Origin of the sequence: Streptomyces sp. YS415, from assembly GCF_023544665.1 — a bacterium.
Classification (GTDB): Bacteria; Actinomycetota; Actinomycetes; order Streptomycetales; family Streptomycetaceae; genus Streptomyces.
Genome location: NZ_JAMJFL010000028.1, coordinates 25,179 through 50,403, shown reverse-complemented (window position 1 = coordinate 50,403; position 25,225 = coordinate 25,179). Strand labels below are relative to the sequence as shown.

20 protein-coding genes are annotated in these 25,225 nt (G+C 71.6%); 9 read left to right on the top strand and 11 right to left on the bottom strand.

Translation table 11 applies throughout. The features are described 5' to 3' along the window. Positions 1–72: 72 nt before the first annotated feature. Both M8H82_RS28545 and M8H82_RS28540 read right to left on the bottom strand, forming a co-directional pair. Positions 73–1,407, bottom strand: coding sequence for an alpha-2,8-polysialyltransferase family protein (locus tag M8H82_RS28545; RefSeq protein WP_250077944.1), 1,335 nt, complete (start codon positions 1,405–1,407; stop codon positions 73–75). Continuing rightward, positions 1,407–2,393 carry a glycosyltransferase family 2 protein gene (locus M8H82_RS28540; protein WP_250077943.1) on the bottom strand — a complete coding sequence of 329 codons (987 nt, stop codon included), beginning with the start codon at positions 2,391–2,393 and terminating at the stop codon, positions 1,407–1,409. The genes M8H82_RS28545 and M8H82_RS28540 overlap by 1 nt, the downstream gene beginning before the upstream one ends. A 198-nt stretch (positions 2,394–2,591) precedes the next feature. Between M8H82_RS28540 and M8H82_RS28535 the strand changes: the two genes are divergently transcribed. The 5 genes from M8H82_RS28535 (at position 2,592) to M8H82_RS28515 (ending at position 8,276) form a co-directional block, all read left to right on the top strand. Further along, positions 2,592–3,938 (top strand): DUF6716 putative glycosyltransferase, encoded by a 1,347-nt coding sequence (locus M8H82_RS28535; protein WP_250077942.1) that lies wholly within the window; start codon positions 2,592–2,594, stop codon positions 3,936–3,938. A gap of 107 nt (positions 3,939–4,045) precedes the next feature. Beyond that, a complete protein-coding gene (locus tag M8H82_RS28530) occupies positions 4,046–5,263 on the top strand; it encodes an N-acylneuraminate cytidylyltransferase (RefSeq protein ID WP_250077941.1) in 1,218 nt (405 codons plus the stop codon). A gap of 14 nt (positions 5,264–5,277) precedes the next feature. Next, a complete protein-coding gene (locus M8H82_RS28525) occupies positions 5,278–6,219 on the top strand; it encodes an N-acetylneuraminate synthase family protein (protein ID WP_250077940.1) in 942 nt (313 codons plus the stop codon). A gap of 47 nt (positions 6,220–6,266) precedes the next feature. Continuing rightward, entirely contained in the window at positions 6,267–7,337 is a 1,071-nt protein-coding gene (locus M8H82_RS28520; RefSeq protein ID WP_250077939.1) for a hypothetical protein, read from the top strand. Between the two features lie 96 nt (positions 7,338–7,433). Beyond that, positions 7,434–8,276 (top strand): FkbM family methyltransferase, encoded by an 843-nt coding sequence (locus M8H82_RS28515; RefSeq protein ID WP_250077938.1) that lies wholly within the window; start codon positions 7,434–7,436, stop codon positions 8,274–8,276. A gap of 68 nt (positions 8,277–8,344) precedes the next feature. Here the strand turns inward: M8H82_RS28515 and M8H82_RS28510 are convergent, their stop codons facing one another. After that, the gene (locus tag M8H82_RS28510) at positions 8,345–10,663 is read right to left on the bottom strand and encodes a glycosyltransferase (RefSeq protein WP_250077937.1); all 2,319 of its coding nucleotides are present in this window, start codon (positions 10,661–10,663) and stop codon (positions 8,345–8,347) included. Next, positions 10,660–12,123: a glycosyltransferase family 29 protein gene (locus M8H82_RS28505; RefSeq protein WP_250077936.1), complete on the bottom strand. Its 1,464-nt coding sequence runs from the start codon at positions 12,121–12,123 to the stop codon at positions 10,660–10,662. Before M8H82_RS28505 ends, M8H82_RS28510 begins: the two co-directional genes overlap by 4 nt. 237 nt (positions 12,124–12,360) lie before the next feature. Here M8H82_RS28505 and M8H82_RS28500 point away from each other — a divergent pair, with 237 nt between their 5' ends. Together M8H82_RS28500 and M8H82_RS28495 are read left to right on the top strand one after the other, a co-directional pair. Next, positions 12,361–13,485: an acyltransferase family protein gene (locus M8H82_RS28500; RefSeq protein WP_374211705.1), complete on the top strand. Its 1,125-nt coding sequence runs from the start codon at positions 12,361–12,363 to the stop codon at positions 13,483–13,485. Positions 13,486–13,579: 94 nt separating this feature from the next. Next, positions 13,580–14,494, top strand: a complete 915-nt coding sequence (locus M8H82_RS28495; RefSeq protein ID WP_250077935.1) for a class I SAM-dependent methyltransferase — start codon at positions 13,580–13,582, stop codon at positions 14,492–14,494. A gap of 3 nt (positions 14,495–14,497) precedes the next feature. Here M8H82_RS28495 and leuE read toward each other — a convergent pair whose 3' ends face one another. Together leuE and M8H82_RS28485 are read right to left on the bottom strand one after the other, a co-directional pair. Continuing rightward, positions 14,498–15,154: a leucine efflux protein LeuE gene (leuE, locus tag M8H82_RS28490; RefSeq protein WP_250077934.1), complete on the bottom strand. Its 657-nt coding sequence runs from the start codon at positions 15,152–15,154 to the stop codon at positions 14,498–14,500. A gap of 66 nt (positions 15,155–15,220) precedes the next feature. Next, entirely contained in the window at positions 15,221–16,801 is a 1,581-nt protein-coding gene (locus M8H82_RS28485; RefSeq protein WP_250077933.1) for a methylmalonyl-CoA mutase, read from the bottom strand. 231 nt (positions 16,802–17,032) lie between these two features. On the opposite strand from M8H82_RS28485, the gene M8H82_RS28480 reads away from it, so the two are divergent. Further along, positions 17,033–17,845 (top strand): L,D-transpeptidase family protein, encoded by an 813-nt coding sequence (locus tag M8H82_RS28480; protein WP_250077932.1) that lies wholly within the window; start codon positions 17,033–17,035, stop codon positions 17,843–17,845. A gap of 216 nt (positions 17,846–18,061) precedes the next feature. On the opposite strand, the gene M8H82_RS28475 is transcribed toward M8H82_RS28480, so the two are convergent. The 5 genes from M8H82_RS28475 to M8H82_RS28455 all read right to left on the bottom strand — a co-directional run bounded on the left by M8H82_RS28475 (position 18,062) and on the right by M8H82_RS28455 (position 22,300). Next, positions 18,062–19,096, bottom strand: coding sequence for a hypothetical protein (locus M8H82_RS28475; protein WP_250077931.1), 1,035 nt, complete (start codon positions 19,094–19,096; stop codon positions 18,062–18,064). Then, complete coding sequence (locus tag M8H82_RS28470; protein WP_250077930.1) at positions 19,096–19,770, bottom strand: RNA polymerase sigma factor; 675 nt, start codon at positions 19,768–19,770, stop codon at positions 19,096–19,098. The genes M8H82_RS28475 and M8H82_RS28470 overlap by 1 nt, the downstream gene beginning before the upstream one ends. Before the next feature lie 340 nt (positions 19,771–20,110). Further along, positions 20,111–20,941 carry a hypothetical protein gene (locus M8H82_RS28465; protein WP_250077929.1) on the bottom strand — a complete coding sequence of 277 codons (831 nt, stop codon included), beginning with the start codon at positions 20,939–20,941 and terminating at the stop codon, positions 20,111–20,113. A 171-nt stretch (positions 20,942–21,112) separates the two neighbouring features. Further along, positions 21,113–21,730: an RNA polymerase sigma factor gene (locus M8H82_RS28460; protein ID WP_250077928.1), complete on the bottom strand. Its 618-nt coding sequence runs from the start codon at positions 21,728–21,730 to the stop codon at positions 21,113–21,115. Between the two features lie 138 nt (positions 21,731–21,868). After that, on the bottom strand, positions 21,869–22,300 hold the full coding sequence (locus M8H82_RS28455; protein WP_250077927.1) for a hypothetical protein: 432 nt from the start codon (positions 22,298–22,300) through the stop codon (positions 21,869–21,871). Between the two features lie 232 nt (positions 22,301–22,532). On the opposite strand from M8H82_RS28455, the gene M8H82_RS28450 reads away from it, so the two are divergent. Then, entirely contained in the window at positions 22,533–25,190 is a 2,658-nt protein-coding gene (locus M8H82_RS28450; protein WP_250077926.1) for an FG-GAP-like repeat-containing protein, read from the top strand. The last annotated feature ends 35 nt before the right edge of the window (positions 25,191–25,225 follow it).

Below are 25,225 nucleotides of genomic sequence, written 5' to 3'. Positions count from 1 at the left end.
GCAGCGCCGAGCCGCGGGCCCGACGGCATCCGGCAGTACTGCCGCCGTCGCCGTCGGGCACGGGCCGCTCCCCTAGCGCTTCACGGCCTTCTTCAGGGCTCGCGCCCGCCGCACCACCCGGCGCGCGGTGGAGTTGCGCGGCAGGAACGACAGCCGCTCCGGGATACCGCCGGGCAGGCCCAGCGAGGTGAGCCGCTTGCGCTTGAAGTAGCGCTGGGTGCGCTGGCTGTAGTGCTCCGCGAGGTAGCGCTCGGCGGCAGGACGCAGGGTCGGGTAGATCTGCGGCTGCATGGTGAACCCTATGGCGGTGACCAGCGCGCCCAGGGTCTGCGCCGGGACGGTCTCCTCGCCCGTGCGGTTCTCCAGATCCGGCAGCACCGCGTCCGCCAGCACCGCGGGGATGCGGTTGCTGTTCTGGTACGGCGTCAGCCGGTCCAGCAGCGGCTCGGTGCCGATCCGGGCGACCGGCAGGTCGTAGAAGGCGGACGCCGTGAACAGGGCGGTCGAGAAGCAGCCGACGACCAGGCCGGGGCGGGACTTCTCGAACAGCACCTCCGCGAGCACCGGCGTCTCGAGCACGGTGAGCTCGACGCCCAGCTTCTCGGCCTCGGTCTCCAGGGCGCGGCTGTAGCGGGCCGGTGCCGTGGGGTGCGGCTTGAACACGATCGCCCGGTGCCCGCGCTCCACCGCCCCGCGCATCATCCGTACGTGCAGCTCCTCCTCCGCCTGCGGAGTGAGGATGTTCAGCGCGGAGAGGTACTGCCCGAGCAGGAGTGCGGAGTTGTCCGGGAAGACCGGCAGCTCCTCGACGGCGCCCGCGAGTTCGCCCATCACCTTCAGGAAGGCCGTGCCCGGTACGACCTCGGCGGGCACGTCGAACTCGGTGAGCAGCAGGGGCGTGAGACCCGGCACCAGGTCCAGGTGGAGCAGGCGCCGGACGCGGGTGCCGACCAGCGGGTCGAGCTTGTTGCGCGTGGGGCCGTAGCTCATCAGCCCGTCGGCGTAGACGTGCAGCGGGGCGCCGGTGAAGATCTGGGCGAGCGCCAGCGCCGGGTTGACCTGGATGGACTCCAGGACGATCTCCACGTCGTCGTCGCCCAGGCCCCACAGCAGCCGCAAGTACCGCTCGAACAGCGGCAGGTCGTCGGTGCGCGGCGCCCAGGCGCCGGGGTGGAAGGGCCGGATGGCCTCGTTGAACGAGATCACTCCGTCGAAGTGGTCCCGAAGGGAGTCGAAGCCCGGCATCTCGTCCACCGCCGGAGTGGTCTCCGGGGTCGCGGAGTTGTTGAACACCAGCAGCAGCCGGCGGTCCGCCTCGGCGAAGCACTCCGAGTCCAGCGCGGCGGCCAGGGTGGCGGCGCCGTAGAGCGTGGAGACGCAGAAGATCTGGGTGGTGTTACGGGACATCACGCGGCCGCCTTCGCAGTGGTGGCCCGGCGCCGCAGCCGGCGCAGCTTGTTGGCCCGGCGCAGGTCCATGGTTTCGAGCACGTCACCGAGCGCGTCCTGCGGCATCCGCTTTATGGCCGCCGCGCTCATCGCGCGCAGCTGCTTGGCCACGGCCGGTTCCCACTTGGACTCGTCCGAGAGGTGATGCGCGATGATCGCACAGTAGGTGCGTACCGCCTTGGGCAGCAGTTGGCCGGCCTCCCGGTCAGCCGCGGTTTCCTCGATGACCTGATCGAAGGCGCGGATGAAGTCGAGTTGACGGACGTCACCGATCTGGGTGAGGGAACCGGCGACGCCCCGGCGGTAGAAGACGCCGAGCAGACCCACCACGGCGAACGACTCCGCCTCGCGGTGCAGCTTCCAGATCCACGGCCGGTCCTCGGCCGTGCGCAGTCCGTCGGTGAAGTGCAGCAGACCCTTGTCCAGCAGCCGGCGGTGGTAGGCGCCGGCCCAGGCGTAGGCGTAGTCGACGGAGGTCGTCCGGTCGGCGGGCAGGATCGCCGCCCGCGGGTCGAGGACCTCGCCCCGTCGGCCGTGCGGTACCCGGTGCACCGAGCGGGCGCGGGCGTGGGCCTGGACGTGGTCGGTCCGGACGAAGTCGCAGCCCAGCTCCTCGATGGCGCCCACCAGTTCGGAGAGGTAGCCGGGCGCGAGCCAGTCGTCGCCGTCGAGGAAGGTGAGGTATTCGCCGGTCGCCGCGTCCAGACCGGTGTTTCGGGCGGTGGCGAGACCTCCGTTCACTTCGTGGCGGAGATAACGCACGTGTGCGACATCCGAGAGTTCCTCGGCCGCCCGTTCGAGAATGGCGGGAGTTTCATCCTTCGAACAGTCGTCCACAAGAATGAACTCGAAGTCGCTCCGGGCGTTCGCACGAAGGCTTCTGAGGGTGTCCGGGGCATATTGCTGGACGTTGTAGAACGGCACGATCACGGAAAGCTTTGGCACCTGAGAAAGGTTAGAACGGTGCTCGGCAGCGGAACTTGACGGCGCGCGTACGGCGGGTGAACTCAGTGTGTCGGAACGGTGCATGCCATGTACTTCCCGGGTTCTGACGGGCCAGTTCGGCTCGCGGTGGGATGTTGTTAACTTTTCGTTGTTTCGCGGTTGGGCTATACCTAGGAAATGCTTCCTAGCGTCATCTTCGTGCCAGCAAGTACAACGAAGCCGCCGCGTATCGCCGTCCTCGCGGACTCTGACACCCGCTGGAAATGGGGTGCGCTGACGGCGGGCCGCATCGCCCCGGGCCCGTCCATGGAAGCCGGAGCGGAAGGGGACATGCAAGTCGCCCCTGCCCTGGATGGATTCCTGTTGCGCGGCCGGGCCACGCCGACCGCCCGTCAACTGGCGGAGGTCGGCGTGCAGGCCGCCTCACTGCGCGAGGTGACCACGGTGGAATTCCTGCGCACGATGGCCGACGAGGAGTACGACATCCTCGTCCTGGCCCTCGTCGGCGGCGGTGTCCAGGCTGTGCTGCACGGACTGAAGAGGGTCTTCGAGGGCCGCGAGAAGCGCCCCGTCGTCGTCACCGGCTACGTCGGCGTCGTCTACGAGAAGCTCGCCGACGGCCTGCTGCTGCGGCACGGCGCCGACCTCGTCCTCGCCAACTCCCGCCAGGACGCCGAGCGGTTCCGCGCGGTCTACGAGGGGGTCGGCGCCGACGCCTCGGCGGTCACGGAGGTGGCGCTGCCGTTCCTCGGCGGCGCGCCCTACGAGGGGGAGCACGACCCGTACACGGTCGTCTTCGCCGCGCAGCCCTCCGTGCCCGAGAGCCGCAAGGACCGTACGTACCTGCTGAACCGCCTGGTGCAGCACGCGCGGCTGCACCCCGAGCGCGAGGTGCTGCTCAAGCTGCGCTCCCGGCCCGGTGAACACACCACGCACATCGAGGAGTTGCCCTACCAGAAGCTGGCGCAGAAGCTGGACGTGCCGTCCAACTTCCGGCTGGTGTACGGGCACATGGGCGAGGTGCTGGACCGTACCGACCTGCTGGTCACGGTCAGCTCGACGGCCGCGCTGGAATCCCTCCACCGGCGGATTCCCACCGTCGTGCTCACCGACCTCGGGGTGCGCGAGACGCTCGGCAACCACCACTTCGTCGGCTCCGGCTGCCTCGCCTCCTGGGACCAGCTGGACGAGGGACACCGTCCGGTCCCCGACGAGCAGTGGGTGGCCCGGCAGGGCGTCGCGGCGGACGGCGGGTACGAGACGGCGTTCGACGCCGCGCGCGAGCGGATCGCCAAGTTGCTCGCCCGGCCCGGCGGGCCGGCGCCGCTGACCCCGTACTACACACCCGCCACGGCGCCGGGTTACCTGCCCGGCATCCTCGCCCGCCACCATCTCGGCCCCGACGGCAGCGTGTTGCCGGGGGCGCCCTCGGCCGACCGGGAGCCGGGCCCGGTCCGGCAGATCGTGCGCCGGGCCGCCCGCGGGGCGTACCGGCACGGGGTGCAGCGGGTGGCGCCCGTCATCCGGCGCATGGGGGAGCTGTGAGCGGCCCGGCCCGTTCTTCGTCCGCCGCGCCGTCGGGGCCGAGCCGATCACAGCTCCCCGCGCCCCTGCCACGTACGTCTGATCACCCTGCGCTAGGAGTGCAGCCCATGTCCGACTCACCCGCCTCCGTGCGCCGAGTGCTTGCCGTCATCCCCGCTCGTGGTGGCTCCAAGGGGGTGCCCGCGAAGAACCTCGCCCCGGTCGGCGGTGTCCCGCTGGTGACCCGAGCCGTGCGTGAGTGCCTTACAGCGCGGCTCGTCACCGACGTCGTCGTCTCCACGGACGACCAGGCCATCGCCGCCGCCGCCCGCGAGGCCGGCGCCGAGGTGGTGCTGCGGCCCGCGGCCATCGCCGGTGACACGGCCACCTCCGAGGCGGCCGTCCTGCACGCCCTGGACACCCACGAGGCGCTGCACGGCGCCCGGGTCGACGTGGTGATGCTGGTCCAGTGCACCAGCCCCTTCGTGATCCGCGAGGACATCGACGGGGTCGCGGCGGCCGTCGTGGAGAACGGCGCCGACACCGCGGTCACCGTGGCCCCCTTCCACGGCTTCGTCTGGCGCGACGCCGAGGAGCCCGCCGACGGCGGCGTCGGCGTCAACCACGACAAGTCCTACCGTCCGCGCCGCCAGGACCGTCCCCAGGACTATCTGGAGACCGGCGCCGCCTACGCGATGGACGCGGCCGGGTTCCGGACCCACAACCACCGCTTCTTCGGCCGTACCGAACTCGTCCGCACCGACCCCGCGCGCGTGCTGGAGATCGACGACCCGCACGACCTCGCGCGGGCCCGCGCCCTCGCGCCCCTGTTCGACGCGGACCGTCCCGGTGCGCTGCCGACCGCCGCCGACATCGACGCGGTCGTCCTGGATTTCGACGGCACCCAGACCGACGACCGGGTGCTGATCGACACCGATGGAAAGGAGTTCGTCTCCGTGCACCGCGGAGACGGCCTCGGCATCGCCGCCCTGCGCAGAAGCGGCCTGACGATGCTGATCCTCTCCACGGAGCAGAACCCTGTGGTCGCCGCCCGGGCCCGGAAGCTCAAGATCCCGGTCCTGCACGGCATCGACCGCAAGGACCTCGCGCTGAAGCAGTGGTGCGAGGAGCAGGGCATCGCGCCTGAGCGCGTGCTCTACGTCGGCAACGACGTCAACGACCTCCCGTGCTTCGCCCTCGTGGGCTGGCCCGTGGCGGTCGCGAGCGCCCACGACGTCGTGCGCGGCGCCGCACGCGCGGTCACCACCGTCCCGGGTGGCGACGGCGCGATCCGAGAGATCGCCAGCTGGATCCTCGGCCCCTCTCTCGATTCCCTCACCAAGTAAGGACAGTTCCTGCCATGAGCACCAACTCCCGTCTCCGCTCGTTCGGTTCCTCCCGCCTGGCCGGCCCCGGCCAGCCCGTCTACATCTGCGGCGAGATCGGCATCAACCACAACGGCGAGCTGGAGAACGCCTTCAAGCTGATCGACGTGGCGGCCGAGGCCGGCTGCGACGCGGTCAAGTTCCAGAAGCGCACCCCCGAGATCTGCACCCCGCGCGACCAGTGGGACATCGAGCGCGACACCCCCTGGGGCCGCATGACCTACATCGACTACCGCCACCGGGTGGAGTTCGGCGAGGACGAGTACCGCCAGATCGACGAGTACTGCAAGGCCCGCAACATCGCCTGGTTCGCCTCCCCGTGGGACACCGAGGCCGTCGCCTTCCTGGAGAAGTTCGACGTGCCCGCCCACAAGGTGGCCTCCGCCTCGCTGACCGACGACGAGCTGCTGCGTGCCCTGCGCGCCACCGGCCGCACGGTCATCCTGTCCACCGGTATGTCCACCCCGAAGCAGATCCGCCACGCGGTCGAGGTCCTCGGCTCGGACAACATCCTGCTCTGCCACGCCACGTCGACCTACCCGGCCAAGGCCGAGGAGCTCAACCTGCGCGTGATCAACACCCTCCAGGCGGAGTACCCGAACGTCCCGATCGGCTACTCCGGCCACGAGACGGGCCTGCAGACCACCCTCGCGGCGGTCGCCCTCGGCGCCACCTTCGTCGAGCGCCACATCACCCTCGACCGCGCCATGTGGGGCTCGGACCAGGCCGCCTCGGTGGAGCCGCAGGGCCTGACCCGCCTGGTGCGCGACATCCGCACGATCGAGTCCTCCCTCGGCGACGGCGTCAAGAAGGTCTACGACTCCGAGCTCGGCCCGATGAAGAAGCTGCGCCGCGTCCAGGGTGTCATCGCCGAGGCCGAGATCGCCGCGGCCGCGGGCGAGCCGCTGACGGTCTGATCCACCCCCCTCCCCCGATCCGCCTACGACGGGACGGTCGTACGTAGATGAGCCCCCTCGCCGGGTACGCCGGCCCCCGCACTCTCGCGTTCGTCGAGAGTCCGGTACAGCTGCTCAATGTGCTGGAGTGGGCGCATGCCCAGGAGCAGGCGCTCGGCGCGGGGCTCACCCTGGTGGTCCTCTCCCCGATCGACCCGATGACCCGCGGCCAGCTGCGACGCATGTCGGAGCTGGCCCGTGAGGAGGGGCACGAGGTCCGCTGGGAGGAGGCGCGCAGCGGCGCGACGGCACCGTTCCAGACGATCGCGGGCCTGGCGGGCGTCCTGCGGAGGGCCCCTCGCGTGGTCCTCGGGGACCCCTTCTCCCGCTACGTCCAGCTGCTGCTGACGATCACCCGGGCCCGGGACCTGGTGGTCGTCGACGACGGCACGGCGACGATGGAGTTCGTCGCCCAGCTCGCCCGCGGCGAACGCCTGGTGCGCTGGCACCGCAAGGGCGGCCGCCGCGGCCCCCGGGACCTGATCCTGGCCCCGGCCTCCTCGGCGGCCCGCCGCCGGCTGACGCCCGGGGAGGACCGCAGGGTCGAGATCTTCTCCTCCATGCCGATGGAGGAGACCCTGCCGGGCCTCGCGGTGTCGGCGAACGACTTCGCCTGGACCCGCGCCCGCTTCGGCCCGCCGCGCATCAGCAAGGGCGCCGACCTGGTCGGCACCTCGCTGGTGGAGACGGGCGTGGTGGACGCCGAGCGCTACGTGGAAGCGGTCCGCACCCTCGCCAAGGCCCACGGCGCCACCCGCTACTTCGCCCACCGCCGCGAGAGCACGGAGAAGCTGCACCGCCTCGCGGTCGAGACCGGGCTGGAGATAGTGCGCCCGGACCTCCCCCTGGAACTGATCGCCCGCCGGGGCCCGATCGGCAGGACGATCCTGAGCTTCCCGTCCACGGTCGTGCACACCCTCCCGCTGGCCCTGGCCGGCACGGAGGTGAAGGTCGCGGTCTGCGACATCGACCCCACCTGGCTGACCGACCACGCCTCCCCCCGGGCGCAGGGCTTCCTGTCCGGGGTCACGGGCTCGGCCAAGGACGTGCACCGCCTCGCCGCGGTCGCCGTGACGTGAGCGGCCCGGCGAGCTTCCGGCAAACGGAAGAAGAACGCTGGGCTGCGCGATTCCCAAAGCTGCGACAGGGCGGGCCCGCGGTCCTACCATCGCGGGATGCGTATTTCCCAGCTTGAAGAATCCAACGCCCGGATGCTGGCTCACGCACCGACTGTCCGACCGGTTTCCACGGGCGACATCATTCGAACGCACCGCAAGAAATTTCCTTACAAGGGCCTCGTGGAGATCGATTCCCCGTACTGTCCGCCCTTTGTCATGTTCTGTGTCAATGACGAGGCGGTCGCCCTCGACACCGTGTGGAACGGGCGATTCGGCTACGAGCCCGGCAGCCTGTCCACCTGGGCGCGGCTGGCCGCGAAGAGCGCGACGATAGCCGACGTCGGCGCCCACGTCGGCTATTTCTCGATGATCGCCGCGCTGGCCAGTCCCAAGGCGAAGGTCCATGCCTTCGAGCCGGTGGACGAGATCCACGCCCGGCTCGCGGTGAACCTGCGGATGAACAACATCCAGAACGTCAAGCGCTTCCAGGCGGGCGTGTCCGCCGAGCCCGGCTGGGCGGAGATCAGCGTCCGATTCGCGGGGAACCTGCTCTCGACCGGCTCGTCCCTGGAACGCGGCGCGGACGACGCCCAGTTGAAGCGGATCCAGCTGCTGGCCCTGGACGACGTGTTCGCCGGCACCAAACTGGACCTGATCAAGATCGATGTGGAGGGCCACGAGATGTCGGTCCTCCAGGGCGCGCGACAGGTGCTCAAGCGCGACCGCCCGACCGTGATGCTGGAGGCCCTGGTGGGCGCTCCGCTGGATCCCCTGCTCGCCGAGTTCGAGCCCCTGGGCTACGACTGCCACTGGGTGGCCGAGGCCGACGGCGAACTGATCCCGTCCCACGCCCCCCGCCCGCGCGGGACACGCAACCTTCTGTTCACGCCCCGCGCGTAGGCGTCCGTCCGCCGCGCCTGCTGAGCCGAGGTGAGCCCCTCACGGCCACGAGGGGCTCACCCACCGTCTCAGCCGCCCAGGATGGCCTTCAGGTCCGCGGCGTTCGCCTCGGTGACCTTCCACAGCTCCTGCTGGCGGCCGTGCACGTCGGCGACGGTCGCCTGGTGGTCGCGGAGCAGGTCCTTCGAGCGCTCCACCAGGCGGGCGGCCAGGTGGCGGTCGTGGACCGAGACGCCCCACTCCGGGCGCTCGATGTCGCGCAGGAAGTACGCCATCTTCGGGTGCGAGATCAGGCTGATGATCGGCGTGCCGCAGCCGAACGGGATCATGCCCGCGTGGCCGCGCATCCCGATGACCAGCTTGGTGCGCGCGTACAGATCGCGGATCTCGTCGTTCTCGAAGTCGTACATCGGGATGACGGGCATCGAGATGCCGTGCTCGCGCCGCAGATCGAAGACGATCTTCTCGTCGTCCAGGGAGTGCGCCACGCACTTGACCTCGGCCAGCTCGCCCAGGTCCCGGACCGCCTTCGCCATCTGGGCCAGGAAGTAGCCGTAGTCGTGGCCGAAGCGCAGGCCCGCGCGGTCGTAGGCGGCGTTGAGGAGGATGGTGTCCTCGCGGCGCGCCGGGTCCTGCCAGCCCGGCACCAGCTGGCGGGTGACCGTGGTGGGACAGGGCTGGAAGCGGACCTTGTCGTGCAGGTGGGCCGGGAGCATGGCGCGCACCTTCTCGATCGAGCCGTGGTTGCGCAGCCCGAAGAAGGCGGACTTCTCCACCAGCAGGCGCAGCGACTCGCGGAACCGGCCGGCGCGGTAGGACTGGCCGTCGAAGGCGTTGAAGCCCACGGCGTAGACCGCGATCGGCACGTCGATCCGGCGCAGCAGGTCGTCCGGGACGTTCCACTGCCAGGCGCTGTTGCCGTTGGGCATGGTGTCCGGGATGAACAGGCCGCCACCGCCGATGACCAGGCCCCGGCGGGCGTTGACGCGCTCCAGGGCGGCCTCGTCGAAGAGCCGGTGGGCATGCACGGAGTGCCAGCGCCGGGTGGTGGTGTCCGGGCCGAAGGCGCTGCGCACGCTCTCCGGGAGCAGCTTGTCGCCCGCGTTGCCCTGGCGGTCCATGTAGAAGGCGACGTGCGCCAACTGGTCCTCGGGGGCGCCCAGTTCCTGGGCCGGGACGGAGGCCGCGCGCTGCGCCCACAGCCGGCTGGAGCGGTGGGTGATGTCCACGGACATCCCGGCGGTGGCGTATTTCAGCGCCGAGGCGTTGTCGCCGTGCACCCAGGCCATCTGGGCGAGCCGGGCGTAGGCGGTGGCGGCCCGGTTGGGGGCGGCCGTCGCCAGCAGCAGCTGGGCCTTGGCCTCGTCGTAGCGCGAGACGCTCATCAGGGCGTGGCCCAGCACCTCGTGCGGCCACGCCTCGTCGAGCGGGATGCGGACGCTCTGAAGGATGTCGACGGCGTCCTGGTAGTCGCCGGAGGCGATGTGGGCGGCGGCCACCTTGCGGGCGGTCTCGACGTCACCGGTGCGGGCGACGTGCGGGGTGCCGAAGTGGACGACCAGGTCGTGGTGCAGGCCGCCCGCCCGGGAGAGGTACGCGGCCTGGAACTCGGCGTCGGACAGCTCGTACTCGCGCCACTTCTCCTCGGCCTGGCTGTACCCGGCCTCACCGCCCTGCCACGGCTTGTGGCGGCCGGTGAAGTGCAGGATGGCGGTGTCGTCGGGGACCGGGAGGTCACCGGACAGGCGCCGCTTGACGAAGTTGTAGCGGGGGTCCAGGCGGATGAAGTCGCCGCTCAGGACGGCGTTCAGGATGCCCTGGTCGTGCTTGTCGAGTTCGTAGTCGCCGCTGCGGCCCGTGGCGTCGAGCCTGGCGCAGAACTCGTCGCTCAGGTACTCGCGCTGGATGACCAGCAGGCCGGAGTTGAGCTTGTGCTGCCCGTAGAAGAACTGCGGGACGGCCGCGAGGCCCTCGCGCAGTTCGAGGAGTTCGCTCAGGTCACCGAGGACGACCATGTCGGTGTCGAGGGTGATGACGGTGTCGTACTCGCGCAGCCGGAAAATGTCGAGGATGAAGTACGCCTTGCGGACCAGGTAGTTGTCCTGGTCGCCCTTCTTGTACGCGTCGTAGTGCGTGTCGTTGACGCGGCGCAGCACGATCCGCGGGTGCAGGGCGCGGATCCTGGCGATCGAGGCGGGGCGCAGGTCGTCGTAGAGGACGACGAAGTCCTCGCAGACGGCCGGGTTGGACAGGGCGAGGCTGCGCAGCAGGACGAGGAAGCCCGGGAGGTAGTTCTCGTCGACGTAGGACGCGAAGGCGATGCGCCGCTTGCCGGTGAGGGCGGCCGCGTCGGTGACGGGGGCCGCGGGCAGGGTGGTGGTGGTCATCGCAGGGATATCCTCATGTCGGTCACGCTCTGGGCCCGGTCCATGACCCATGCCTTCTCGCTGGTGTATTCGTGCACGGAGGTGATGGCGAGCTTCATCGCTTCCGGCACGCGGTACGCGCCGCTCTCGTAGAAGTCGAAGCCGATCAGGTCGAGCTTCGGGCTGACGTCCAGGAAGTCCAGCAGGAACAGCATGTTGAAGCCGGTGGTCGGGATGCCGGACCAGACGTCGGTGGAGAGCTTGCCGATGTTGCGCACCGGCCAGCGCAGCGACTCGTCGCCCAGGAAGGTCTGGGCGCCGGGCACCAGGCGGTTGCGCAGCGACCACTTCCAGTCGCCGGAGACGCCGCCGAAGACCAGCCGGGTGTCGACCTGCTTCTCCCAGTTGAAGCCGTGCTTGTGGATCGTGGCGTGGATGTCGGTACGGCTGCCGGTGTGCTTCGGGTCGAGCCGGAAGGAGTTGAAGCGCACCACGAGGTCGTACGCGTCGATCTCGGCGCCCATGGAACTGGCGCCGACCCGGCCGGAGTTGGCGATCAGGGCGACCGACTTGCCGGCGATCCGGTTGCGGAACTCGCCGAGGCTGATCCACTGGACGCCGCCGACGGTGGGGTCGGCGACGGGGCCGCGCATCCGGGTGCGGCGCTGCTCGGCGTAGAGCGCGAGGACGTCCGTGAGCTCCGCGCGGGCGGTGACATCGGTGTCGACGGCGATCCGCAGGTCCAGGTACTGGCTGAGCAGTTCCTGGCGGTCCTCGACCGGGGCGTCCGCCATGGCCAGGAGCGCTCCCACCAGCCGGGGTTCGGCCGCGGCCCAGTCGCCGACGGCGTGCGAGGCCAGGCCCTCGGCCCACACCGCGGTGGCGTCGCCGCGGGTGAACTCCTCGGCGCGCGGGCACTGGCGGCGCAGCAGGGCGAGCAGGTCCCGCTCCCGCTCGCTCGCGGCGCGCAGGCCGGCGATGCGGGCGCGGACGCCGAAGCCGTCGTCGTCGGTGAGCCCGAGGTACTTCTCGTACGCCTCCAGCGCCTCGGCGTCGTCGCCGAGCGCCTCCATCAGGCGGGCGCGCAGCCGCCATCCGGCGCGGGAGTTCTTGCGCTGCGCGAGCACGGTGTCGCTGATCACCAGAGCGAGGTTCAGCTCGTCGTCGTAGCCGCACTTGAGCGCCTGGTTGGCGACGGCGAGCAGCGCGTCGAGCACTTCGTTGGCGATACCCGTGGCGGGGGTCGCGGTGCCCTTCACGGCCCGCTTGAGCAGCGCGGTCGCGCCGGTCGCCGGGGCGGGCGCGGGGGCGGCGGTGGTGGTTCCCCATACGACGAGCAGCTTTCTGAGCTGCTCGGCGAGTTCGATGCGGCGGCGGTCGATGCTGCCGACGAGTTTGCCGCTGTGCACCGCGCAGGCACGCAAACAGTCGTCCAGCTCCCCTCCGCGCGCACGTGCCCGTCTGTTCTGGACCCTCGTCATGGCACTCCTGGTATTCGCCAAGCCAATGCTGTGTTCGCCGCGGTTCGCCGGCGGGTGGGGGGATCTTGAAACCGTGTGATTATCCGTAGGGGGATGCTGAGAAAAATTAGGAAGGCAAAACGACGTTCAGGTGAACTCATAGGTACTACAGGACTAATCGTTGGCCCGGTGCCCCGGAGAAGCCTGTGATTCGGACTAACGTGCCTGGTTCCACCCTCGAGAAAACCTGGCAAGGGGATGCCTGTGACCAGCACGACCGTCCGAACAGTGATCGAGTCGCCCCGGAGGGCGGAACGGACGGCACGCAAGGAAACCCGGCTACGGGCGCTGGACGGACTGCGGTTGATCGCGGCCCTGATGGTGGCCGCGTACCACTACGGCGGCCGGGGCGGCGAGGTCACCGCGGCCTGGGGCAGTTCGCCGACGGTCCAGTTCCCCACGCTCCACGAGTATTTCGCCTACGGCTGCCTCGGCGTCCAGATCTTCTTCGTCATCAGCGGGTTCGTGATCTGCATGAGCGGCTGGGGACGGCCGCTGAAGTCCTTCTTCGCCTCCCGCGCCGCCCGGCTGCTGCCCGCCTACTGGGCGGCCGTCCTGCTGGTCACGGCCGTCTTCGCGCTGCCCGTGGTCGCCTACCAGGCGGTCTCGCCCAGTGACGCGCTGGTCAATCTGACGATGCTCCAGCAGCCGCTGGGCGTGGACCGGGTGCTCGGGGTGTGCTGGACGCTGTGGGCGGAGGTCCGCTTCTACGCCCTGTTCGCGCTGTGCGTCGTACTGCCCGGTGCGACCAGGCAGCGCGTGATCATGTTCTGCGCCGGCTGGACCCTCGCGGCGGTCATCGCCGAGGCGGCGGACGAACCGCTGCTGGACCTGGTCCTGATGCCCGAGTACGCGCCCTTCTTCATCGGCGGCGTCGGCCTCTACCTCGTCCACCGCGACCGCCGGGACGCCTACGGCTGGGGCATCGTCGGGGTCAGCTGGCTGATCGGGCAGCACTACGCGGTGCAGGATCTGTGGCGCGCCCCCAGCCCGGACGCCTTCGCCAACCGCACCTCGTTCGGGATCATCCTGGTGGTGACCGTCGGTTTCGTGGCGGTCGCGGCCATCGCGCTCGGCTGGCTCAACCGGGCGGACTGGCGCTGGCTGACCGTGGCGGGGGCGCTGACGTACCCCTTCTACCTGGTGCACGAGCACCTGGGCTGGGTGGTCATCAAGACCCTGCACCAGGATCTGTACCTGTCCTCGTGGGCGACCTTCGCCGTGACGATCGGCTCGATGCTGCTGCTGGCCTGGCTGCTGAACCGTTACGTCGAGAAGCCGCTGACCCCTCGCCTCCGGACGGCCCTCACCAAGATGCGCTGAGGTCCGGGCGCGGCAAGACTGCTGAGCAGCCGTCGTTCACCGGACGTTCAGACCGGTGACGGATTGCCCGGACTCCAGTGAGCAGGCGCGTCACATGGCCAACGCACAGCAGACCCCCGTACTCCCCGGTGAGCTCGGCGATGTGCCGGGCTGGTTCCCGCCGCTCGACCAGACGCTGTTCACCTGGTTCCTGCACCGGCAGGAGGCCCTCGGATTGCGGGGCGACCTGCTGGAGCTGGGGGCCTACCTGGGCAAGAGCGCGATCCTGCTGGGCCGGCATCTGCGCCCCGACGAGACGTTCACGGTCTGCGACCTCTTCGAGAGCGACGCGCCGGACGGGGCGAACCAGGCGGAGGCGTCGAAGTCGTACGCGTCCCTGACCCGGCAGGCCTTCGAGCGGAACTACCTCTCCTTCCACGACGCCCTGCCCCGGGTCGTGCAGGGGCCCAGCTCGGTGATCACAGCGGAGGTGGGCGCCAGGACCTGCCGCTTCGTCCACATCGACGCCTCGCATCTGTACGAGCACGTGTACGACGACATCGGCGCGGCGCGGGATCTGCTCGTGCCGGACGGGATCGTGGTCCTGGACGACTTCCGCTCCGAGCACACGCCCGGGGTGTCGGTCGCGGCCTGGGAGGCGGTGCTGAACCGGGGGCTGCGGCCGGTGTGTCTGAGCACGCAGAAGCTGTACGGCACGTGGGGGGAGCCCGCGGCGGTGCAGGAGGAACTGCTCGCGGAGTTCCGGGCGCGCGAGGACTGCGGGGTGAGCGTGCAGGAGGCGGCGGGGCACCGGCTGGTGCGTTTCCGCTCGCACGGGATGCGGCCGCCGGAGTTCCCCCGCTCCCGGCACTACGCGGAGCCGGTGCCGGCGTCCGCGCAGAAGCCCCGAGCGTCACGGTCCCGGCGGCTGGCCGTCGAGCTGCTGCCGCCGATCGTCACCCGGGCGGTGCGGCGGGCGCGTCAGCCGAGGCCTGGCGGGTCCCGGACGCGCGGCTTCCCGCGCCCCTGAGGGTCACGTACCGGCCAGGGACAGCTTCACCGCGAACCCCAGGAACAGCGCCCCGGCCGCCGACGTGGCCCCCGCCGACAGCACCTTGCGCCGCCGGAAGGCCGCCGCCAGCTTGGTGCCGCCGAATATCAGCGCGCTGAGGTAGAGGAAGCTCGCGAGCTGCGCGAAGGCGCCCAGCACCACGAACGACAGCGCCGGGTAGGCGTACGCCGGATCGACGAACTGCACGAAGAAGGCGACGAAGAACAGGATCGCCTTGGGGTTGAGCAGGCTCACCACGAAGGCCCGCCGGAACGGCCGCTCACCGGCGACGGAGGCGGGCTGCTCCCCCTCGGCGGTGAGGCGCTGCTCGCGCCGGTCCCGCCACATTCCCCAGGCCGCCCGCAGCATCCCGAGCGCCAGCCAGGTCAGATACCCGGCCCCGGCGTACTTCACGATGCCGAACAGCACGGCGTTGGTCTGGAGCAGGGAGGCGACTCCGGCCGCGGAGAGTGTCATCAGCACCGCGTCCCCGCACCAGACCCCGGCCGCGGCCGTGTACCCCGGGCGGACGCCCCGGCGGGCGGCCACGGACAGCACGTACAGCGAGTTGGGGCCGGGCAGCAGCACGATCAGGATCAGGCCCGCGAGATAGGTGGTGAGGTCGATGACGCCGAACATGGAACGGAGTGTCGCACGGGGGTACGACACTCCGTTCCCGAATTCCGGCGGGCGGGACGGCCCGGATCAGAAGGCGTCGCTCGGGACGTACGTCCCCCACACCTCGCGCAGCGCGTTGCACACCTCGCCGACCGTGGCCCGGGCCCGCAGCGCGTCCTTCATCGGGTACAGGACGTTGTCCTCGCCCTCGGCCGCCTTCTTCAGGGCCACCAGGGCCGCGTCCACCGCCTCCTGGTCGCGCTCGGCCCGGAGCGTGGCGAGCCGCGCCGCCTGCTGGGCCTCGATCGCCGGGTCCACCCGGAGGGGCTCGTACGGCTCCTCCTCGTCGAGCTGGAAGCGGTTGACGCCCACGACGACCCGCTCGCCGGAGTCCGTCTCCTGGGCGATGCGGTAGGCGCTGCGCTCGATCTCGCTCTTCTGGAAGCCGTGCTCGATGGCGGTGACCGCGCCGCCGAGGTCCTCGACCTTCCGCATCAGCTCCAGCGCCGCCTCCTCGACCTCGTCCGTCATCTTCTCGATGACGTAGGAGCCCGCGAAGGGGTCGACCGTCGCCGTCACGTCCGTCTCGTAGGCCAGCACCTGCTGGGTGCGCAGGGCCAGGCGGGCGGATTTGTCCGTCGGCAGGGCGATGGCCTCGTCGAAGGAGTTGGTGTGCAGCGACTGGGTGCCGCCCAGCACCGCCGCCAGGCCCTGGACCGCCACCCGGACCAGGTTGACCTCCGGCTGCTGGGCCGTCAGCTGGACGCCCGCCGTCTGCGTGTGGAAGCGCAGCATCAGGGACTTGGGGTTCTTGGCGCCGAACTCGTCCCTCATCACCCGGGCCCAGATGCGGCGCGCGGCACGGAACTTGGCGACCTCTTCGAGGATCGTCGTACGGGCCACGAAGAAGAAGGACAGCCGGGGCGCGAAGTCGTCGACGTCCATGCCCGCCGCGACGGCCGTACGGACGTACTCGATGCCGTCGGCGAGCGTGAAGGCGATCTCCTGCGCGGGGGACGCGCCGGCCTCGGCCATGTGGTAGCCGGAGATCGAGATGGTGTTCCACTTCGGGATCTCGGCCCTGCAGTACTTGAAGATGTCCGCGATCAGCCGCAGGGAGGGCTTGGGCGGGAAGATGTACGTCCCGCGCGCGATGTACTCCTTCAGCACGTCGTTCTGGATCGTGCCGGTCAGCTGGTCGGCGCTGACGCCCTGCTCCTCGGCGACGAGTTGGTAGAGCAGGAGCAGCAGCGCGGCCGGGGCGTTGATCGTCATCGACGTCGAGACCTTGTCCAGCGGGATGCCGCCGAACAGCACCCGCATGTCGTCGATCGAGTCGATCGCGACGCCGACCTTGCCGACCTCGCCGGAGGCGATCGGCGCGTCGGAGTCGTGGCCCATCTGGGTGGGCAGGTCGAAGGCGACCGACAGACCCATGGTGCCGTTGGCGATCAGCTGCTTGTAGCGGGCGTTGGACTCGGTCGCGGTGCCGAAGCCGGCGTACTGGCGCATCGTCCAGGGACGGCCGGTGTACATCGACGGATAGACACCCCGGGTGAAGGGGTAGGACCCCGGTTCGCCCAGCTTCTCGGCCGCGTCCCAGCCCGCCAGGGCCTCCGGTCCGTAGACCGGTTCGATGGGCAGTCCGGACTCCGACTCGCGCGCCATGGTGTGTTGCCTCCCGCCGAGCAGTTCGCTCGCTGCTTACTCACTGGTACAGACCGACCCTTCGACGGACTGTAGCGGCGTGGTGCGCGCCCGGAGGAGTGCAGCACGCTGGGACCTTGCTCACAGCCGCCATGCGGCCCCGGTCACAACCATGCCCCGCCGTTCGCAACCAGTCATCCGCGGGGAGCATCTCAGAGGACATCGGCGGCAAGGGAGGGCCGGATGAGGAGCATGAGCACAGCGGCCGGTGCGCTGGCCTCGGCGGCGGCGCTCGCGGTCGTGTGCGGCGGCTGCACGGTCCGCGCGGCGGACGGGGAGGGGCGCTCCCCGGTCCGGGTCGAGCTGCCCAGCCGTACGCCCTCGCAGCCGCCGCAGGACGCCAAGCCGAGCGCGCCCGCCCCGCCCGCGGCACCCGAGGTCCTGTGGTCGCGCGGGGACAGCGGCCGGGACGTCCGCGAACTCCAGGCCCGGCTGCGCGAGGTCGCCTGGCTGTTCGACGGTCCGACAGGGACGTACGACGACCTCACCGAGCGGGCGGTGAAGGGGTTCCAGCGCAAGCGCGGGCTGCCGCAGACGGGCAGGACGGACACCGTCACCTGGAAGCGGCTGCTGGGGATGACCCGCGAGCCGGGGAAGTGGGACCTGTACCTGATGGGCGGGCAGCCCGCCGCCGCGCCGGATCCGCGCTGTCTGACCGGCCGGGTGCTGTGCATCGACAAGACGAGCCGCACCCTGCGCTGGATGGTCGACGGCCGCACTCTGTCCACGGTGGCCGTGCGCTTCGGCGCGCAGTACACCCCGACCCGGGAGGGCGTGTTCCAGGTCTACTGGAAGTCCCGGCACCACCACTCCACGCTCTACGACTCGCCGATGCCGTACGCGATGTTCTTCAGCGGGGGCCAGGCCGTGCACTTCTCGTCCGACTTCGCGGCCCGGGGCTACGCCGGCGCCTCGCACGGCTGTGTCAACGTGCGGGACGAGGGGGCCATCGCGGGGCTGTTCGCGCAGGTGAGGAACGGCGACAAGGTCGTCGTCTCCTGGTAGTGGGGCGCGGGCGGGACCGGGGGAACGTGTCCCGCCCGCGCCAGGTGCACGAGCCGAAGGTACGGGGGGAACCCCGGCTCCGTGCGACGGCCGATGACCAGTCGGCTCACTGAATACTGCGCCGGGATCGGCGAAAACGTCACACCTCGCGCCAAAAAAGTTCGCCGGTTTACAAAACCGCAGCTCAGCGGGCGTGTCGCAGCGCCCGCGCGGGGATCAGGGCGCGGAGTGCGGCGGGGTCGGCGACGAGGCCGTCCCGGCGGTGGTGCCGTCGGTGCGCCGGTGGTCTCCGGGGCGGCTGTGACCTTTGTCCTTGCCCTTGTCGCGGCCGCGCTCGCCGCCGCCCCCGGTGTCCCGGTCGCCCTGCTCGTCCTGGTCGTCGTCCTCGTCCTCGTCCTGGCCGCTGCCGCGGTCGGCGTTCTCCTTCTGGCCGTGGGACTTGCCGTTCCCGGACCCCGACCCGGAGCGGGCCTCGCCGAGCAGGGCCTTGCAGTACGTCGGCACGCGCGCGGAGCCGCCCGCGGCGGCCTCCAGGGCTCGTCTGCTGTCGTCGGTGAGGCGCTTGCCGGCGCTGACGTCACGGCAGGCCGCGACGGCGGCGCCGTGCCGCTTGCCGCCGCTCCACCGGTCCCCGGGGTCACCGGTCGCGGCGCCCGGATCGGCGCCGTCGCCCCCGGTCCCCCGCGAGGTGTCCGGGTCGGGCGTGGCTCCGCCGGACGTCCCCTCGGGCACGGACTCGCCCTCGACGGCGTCCTCCGGGGACGGTGACACCGGCGGGTGCCCGGTCGGCACGGCGGCCGGGGCCGAGACGGCGGGTTCCGGGGTGCCCTCGAACGGCGTGGGCAGGATTCCGGTTCCGGCCGCGACCGCGACACCGCCGACCATGCCGAGGGCCATCGCGGCGGCCAGGCCGAGGCGCACCGGGCGCGCCCAGCGGGGGCGGCGGGCCGTGCGCTCGGGCGGGCCGATGCGGACGAGGCCGGCGTCGGAGGAGTGCGGGCGGGCACGGTGGCCGGGGGTCGCGGGGGCGTCGGCGCGCTCGGTGCGGGCGGCGCGGAAGGCGGCCAGCGCGGCGGCCTCGCCGGGCAGTTCGGCGGCGGCCGCAGGGGGCTGGGCGGCCAGTGCCTCAAGCGCCCTGGCGAGGCGTTCGGCCCGGTCGCGGTCGGCCGCGTCGACAGCTTCCAGTGGCTCTCCGCTCAGCAGGCGTTCCGCCGTCCTGGGGTCCAGCCACCTGTACTGCTCGTCGGCCATCACACATCCTTCTGCGTCCGCGCACGCGTATGCGTCACACTCGCGGACGTCACCGCGCGGGCGCCCGGTTCTCGCTGGGGCGGCAGGGCGTCGAGGACTCCGGCCGATTCCGGATCGCCCTCCGGACGGTCGCCGAGCAGTTCGGCGAGGCGCTTGAGACCCCGGTGCGCCGCCGTGCGGACCGCACCCGGGCGCTTGCCCAGCGTCTCCGCGGCGGTCTTCGCGTCGAGGCCCACGACCACGCGCAGCACGACGGCCTCGGCCTGGTCCTGCGGCAGCCGGGCGATCAGCGAGAGGGTGCCGTCGGTGGTCAGGGCCTCGATGGCCTCGCCCGCGGTGTCGGACTCGGCCGCGCGGCCGGTCAGTTCGGTCTCGTCGCCGCCGATCGCGGGCCGCCGGCCGCGCATGCGTATGTGGTCCAGCGCGCGGTTGCGGGCTATCCGGGCGGCCCAGCCGCGGAAGCGGTCCGCGTCCCCGCTGAAGCGATCCAGGTCGCGCGCTATCTGGAGCCAGGCCTCCGACGCCACGTCCTCGGCGTCCGGGTCGCCGACCAGCGTCCGTACGTATCCGAGCAGCCGCGGGTGCACCGCGCGGTACACAGTCCGGAACGCGGTCTCGTCGCCGTCCTGTGCCGCAAGCACCGCGGCCGTCAGCTCCGCGTCGTCCCCCAGCACTCGGTACCTCGGTAGATGGTCGGGTGGATGGCCCCGGCACGGCGGCCCGCCGACGGTTTCAGTGATCGTTCAACTTCCCCGTGCGACGCGAAAGGCACGTTACGACCTGAAACCGCTGCTCGTCCATGTCCGGACAAGACGCAGCACATGCGGGACGCGTCGGGGTGTGACAGAAACCGCACTCATGGCGCTGTAGGAAGTACGGGCCGCCGCGCGGCCCGTACCGCGCGACGGCCGGGGCCTCTCCTGTGGGGGGTGGCGGCCCCGGCCGTTGCTTTGGCGGGGGCCCGGGGTGGCCGACATCGGCGGTCCGGGGAGGTCGACTCCCGGACAGCCGGGGTCAGTTCTTCTTGCCGGGTTTGCCGGTGTTGCTGTCGTTGCCCGCGCCGGAGCCGTTGCCCGCGCCCGTGCCGGATCCGTTGTCGGTGCCCGTCCCGGCGCCGTTGTCAGTTCCCGCCCCGGCGCCGTTGTCCGCGCCGCCGCCCGTCCCGGAGCCGCTGCCCGTCCCGGCGCCGTTCTCCTTCTCCGCCTCCGGCTTGCCTCCCGCCGCCGCCTCCGCGAGCCGCTGCGCGCAGTAGGCGGCCACCTTCTCCGCGCCGCCCGCTGCCTCGGTCAGCCGCTGCCAGGCCGGGGCGTCCAGCGCCTTGCCGTTGCCCTCGAGCTGCTCGTAGGCGCGGCACTTGGCCTCGGTGTCCGCGGCGGTGGACGGCCGCTCCCGGACCGCGGTGGCGGTGCCGGAGGCCGGGGCGGAGGGCTCGGGGTCCGGGTCGGCGGGAGCGGTGGACGGGGTGGGCGTGCCGTGGCCGTCGGAGGCGTCCGAGGAGGAACCGGCCGTACCGATCGCCGCGAAGGCGGCCCCGCCGAGGGCGAGGCTCGCGGCGAACAGCGAGAGCGTGGCCCGCAGCGACCGCAGGGTGTGGCCGCGCGTCCGGGGCCGCCAGTCGTCCCGGCGCCGGGTGCGGGCCCGGTGCACCCCCGCCTCCCGGGCGGCCCGGAACGCGGCGACGGCACGCCGCTCGCCCTCGGCGTCCACGGCGGCCGGGCGCATCGCGGCGGCGAGCAGTGCCTCCAGGCCGGGCCGTCCGGTGTCCGCGGGCGGGCCGGACGGGGTGCCGTGCGGGAGCACGGGCCGACGGCCGGCGGTGCCGCCGTCGCTCAGCTGTTCACCCATGTCCGTTTCCGTTCCTGTCCGACCTGACCGATCCGCGGCGCGTGGTCCCGCTGGATCCCGTGTGGCCCGTGGGGCCTGTGCGAGCCGCCGGCGCCCCGAGGGCGACACGGCATCCGCGACCTGTGCGGACGCGGCGCTCCCCCCGTGTCACGTCCGCGCTTCCCGCTCCGTTCATTTCGACTCCCCCAGCGTCCGGGGGCCGTCATCCGTCACACCCTCGGCGCCCAGCTGGCTCGCCAGGCGCTTCAGGCCCCGGTACGCGGCGGTGCGCACCGCGCCGGGGCGCTTGCCGAGCACCCGGGCGGCCGCGGGGCCGTCCAGGCCCACGACCACCCGCAGCAGCACGGCCTCGGCCTGGTCGCGCGGCAGCCCCCGGACCAGATCCAGGGCGTACTCGGTGGAGATGGACTCCAGTGCCTGCTCGTGCGTGCTGTGCGGGCCCGCCAGGTCGAGTACGTCCTGCTCGGTCGCCGTCGACCGGGGCCGTACCCGCTGGCGGCGCAGATGGTCCAGCGCCCGGTGCCGGGCGATGGTCGCGCTCCAGCCACGGAAGCCCGCTCCGTCGCCCTTGAACCGGCCGAGGTCGCGGGCGATCTCCAGCCAGGCGTCGGAGGCCACGTCCTCGGCGTCGTCGCCGACGATGCCGCGCAGGTAGCCGAGGAGCCCGGGCTGCACGATGCGGTAGGCGACCGCGAAGGCCGCCTCGTCACCCTCCTGCGCCCGCGCGACGGCCGCGCCGAGCTCCCCGTCGTGCGCGTGCCCGCGACGGGGTTCCGCTCCCTGGCCCAAGTACTGTCCTCGTCCTGCCGAGTTCATGGCCGGATCGCACCCCACGGCACGGCTCCGTCCTCTGCCCACGCCCCCCACGGTCAACAGCGCCGGGCCGCGCGGAAGTGTCACAGCAGCCGACGCCACCCTCCATCCGGCTCAGGCGGCGGCCCGCCTGGCCCGGCCGGGCAGGGTCAGGTAGAAGGTGTGCAGGGATTCCTCGGGGCCGCCCGCGTCGAAGCGGTTGTGGACCTTGCCGAGCGGGTTCCAGACCCGGCCGTCCGGCATCCGTACGCCGACCGGCTGGCCGAAGTAGGCGCGCTCCTGGGCGTCGAAGTCGACCCAGACGGCGCCCGCCCGGCGCACCAGCACCTCACCGACGTACGCGCCGAGTCCGAAGAGCGTCTCGCGGGCGCGTTCCCGGTCGGCGCCGCCCTTGCGCAGGCCGTCGATGAGGAAGTCGACGACGCGCAGGCTGGCCACCGAGTAGTCGAGCGGCAGCCGGTTCCGGGCGGTGACCCGGGCGACGAAAGCCGCCGTGAGCCCCCGCATCCCGTGCGCGTGCGCCCTTCGCTCGTCCCCCTGGTCCATCGGCCCGCCCTCCCGTCGATCCGCAGGGGAACCTCCGCGAACTCCCCCACAGGATCAAGCGGATTCCGACACAGCGGCATCACACGTCACGGCTGTGCTCATGCACACACAGAAAAGTGAGGGGGCCGTACAACCTTTTGCCCGGGTGATGTTTGAACCGGGCTCGACGCTGAAGGGAGAGCGCGCCTGTTACAGGTGTGGCGATCGTGTCCAATCTCTAGGGGTGGGGTAGTTGAGTCCTCGTAGGACCCATGCGTACAAGCCGCTCAGTCTCCGGCGGCGGGCCTGGCTGACCGTCGGGGCGGTCGTGCTGAGCGGGGCGGGAGTCGTCACGTATGCGATGGCGGACCAGCCGGCGTCGTCCGACGACAAGGCCGGCGAGCGTGAGCCGTCCGTGCACACGCTGAAGCTCGAGAACGAGGGCTCGGGCCGCAAGGGCCTGGACAAGCGGGAGACCGAGCAGTTCAGCGCGGTGGTGGTGACCTGGGACGACCCCGAGGCCAGGACCAAGGGCACGCCCGAGGTGCGCACCCGGGACATCGAGACCGGCGAGTGGTCGCCGTGGCGCGAGCTGGTCCTGGAGCCGAGCCAGGCGGACGGCGCCGAGGCCGAACGGGCCGCGCTGCGGGGCGGTACGGAGTCGGTGTGGACCGGCGCGTCCGACGGCGTGGAGGTGCGGGTGGTGAACTCCGCCGGCACCGAGCTGGGCGGGCAGCCGGCCGGCATGGACGTCAAGCTGCTGGACCCGGGCACGGACCCGGAGGGCGGAGTGAAGCCGGCGGCCTTCGCGGTCGAGGAGTCGACGACGCCCGCGGCGACACCGTCGGACAGCGCCTCGGCCTCCGCGTCGGTCACGGCCTCCGCCTCGGCGACGCCCAGCACCTCGGCCTCCCCCTCTGCGACGCCCAGCACGTCGACGTCCCCGACGCCGACCCCGACGCCCACGGTCCCGGCCCCCCGCCCGTCCACGGTGGTGAAGCCCCCGATCATCACGCAGGCCGAGTGGGGCGCGTCGACGGACTACAACGGCACGCCGAGCTACGGCACCGACATCAAGGCCGCCGTCGTTCACCACACCGGCGTCGACAGCGACAACACGCTGTCCTGCGCCGAGTCCAAGGCCCGGATGCGCACCATCCAGCAGGCGCACTTCGGGCAAAAATACTTCGACGTCGGGTACAACTTCGTCGTCGACAAGTGCGGCCAGATCTTCGAGGGCCGCAGCGGCGGCATGGACCTGCCGGTGATCGGCGCGCACGATGCCGGTTTCAACACCGACACGCTCGGCATCTCCTACATCGGCAATTTCGAGTCCGCCAAGCCGACCAAGGCCGCCCTCGACGTCATCGCCCGGGTCGTCGCCTGGAAGTTCGGGATGTACGGCATCGACCCGACCGGCAAGGTCACGCTGACCTCGCGCGCGCCGCTCAACCACAGCGGCAACAAGGTCGCCGAGGGCAAGCCGATCGAGCTGCCGCGCGTCTTCGGGCACAAGGACACCAACGCCACGGCCTGCCCGGGCCTCAACCTCTACCCGAAGCTCGGGCAGATCGCCTCGCTGGCCAAGTCGCCGGGCATCTCGCACGCCCTGGCCACCACCGACTTCAACCGCGACGGCGTCAGCGACCTGGTCGCCGGCACCCCCAAGGCCAACCGCGTCACCGTGGTCCCGGGCGGCATCGACGGCCCGGTCACCGCGTCCCGGATCGGCTTCAGCCAGAACAGCGCCGGGGTCCCCGGCACCTCCGAGTCCGGTGACTCCTTCGGTGCCGCGACGGCCTGGGGCGACGTCAACGGCGACGGCCACGCCGACCTCGCGATCGGCGCGCCGGGCGAGGACGACACCAGCGGCAACACCGACCGCGGCCAGGTCACCGTGATGTACGGCCCCGCCCTGAACACCGGCTTCTCGTACAGCACGACCGGGGTCACCGCGGCCGGTGCCAAGCTCGGATCGGCCGTCACCGTGGGCGACTTCAACGGCGACGGCAAGGCCGACGTCTTCTCGGCCGGCACCGGCAAGGGCGGCAACTACCACGTCCGGCTGACCGACGCCGGCACCACGTACGGCACGCTCACCTCCGCCACCGGCGCGGTCGCCCACCTCGACGCCACCACCGGCGACTTCAACCGGGACGGCTACGCGGACGTCGCCCTCAACTACCGCGACAGCGGCGGCATCGGACGGGTCGTCCGCTTCGCGGGCTCGGCGACCGGTCTGACCAAGGCCGGGGTCCTCTCGGTCAAGGGCGGCCGCTCCATAGCCGCCGCTGACTTCAACGGCAACGGCTACGACGACATCGTCATCGGCCAGCCGGTCGCCTCGGAGTCGGGCGCCATCTCGGGCGGCCAGATCACCATGCTGCTCGGCACCTCGACCGGCTTCACCACCACCGGCATGAAGGTCATCCACCAGGACACCTCGGGCGTCCCGGGCGGCAACGAGTCCGGCGACGCCCTCGGCCTCTCGGTCTCGGCCGGCGACCTCGACGCCGACGGCTACGCCGACGTCCTGGCCGGTGCCCGCGGCGAGGACCTCACCCGCAGCGGAGTCAGCCACGCCAACGCGGGCTCCGTGGTCCTCGTCAAGGGCAGCTCGACGGGCCTGACCGGCTCGGGCTCGGCGGCGATCTCGCAGGACACCACGTCCGTGCCCGGCGCCGCCGAGGCGGGCGACCTGTTCGGTACGTCGGTGACGCTGACGGACCTGTCGGGCTACGGCCGCGCCGACCTCACCGTGGGCGCGGACGGCGAGGACGGCACGGACGGCGTCCTGCTGCACATCCCGAGCAACAGCACGGGCCTCGGCTACGGCGACTCGCGCATCTACAGCAAGACCACCCTGGGCACGCCGACCGACGGCCGGCTCGGGCAGGTACTGGCGCCGTAACGGCGACAGAGCGAAGCGGCCGGGGCCCACACCAC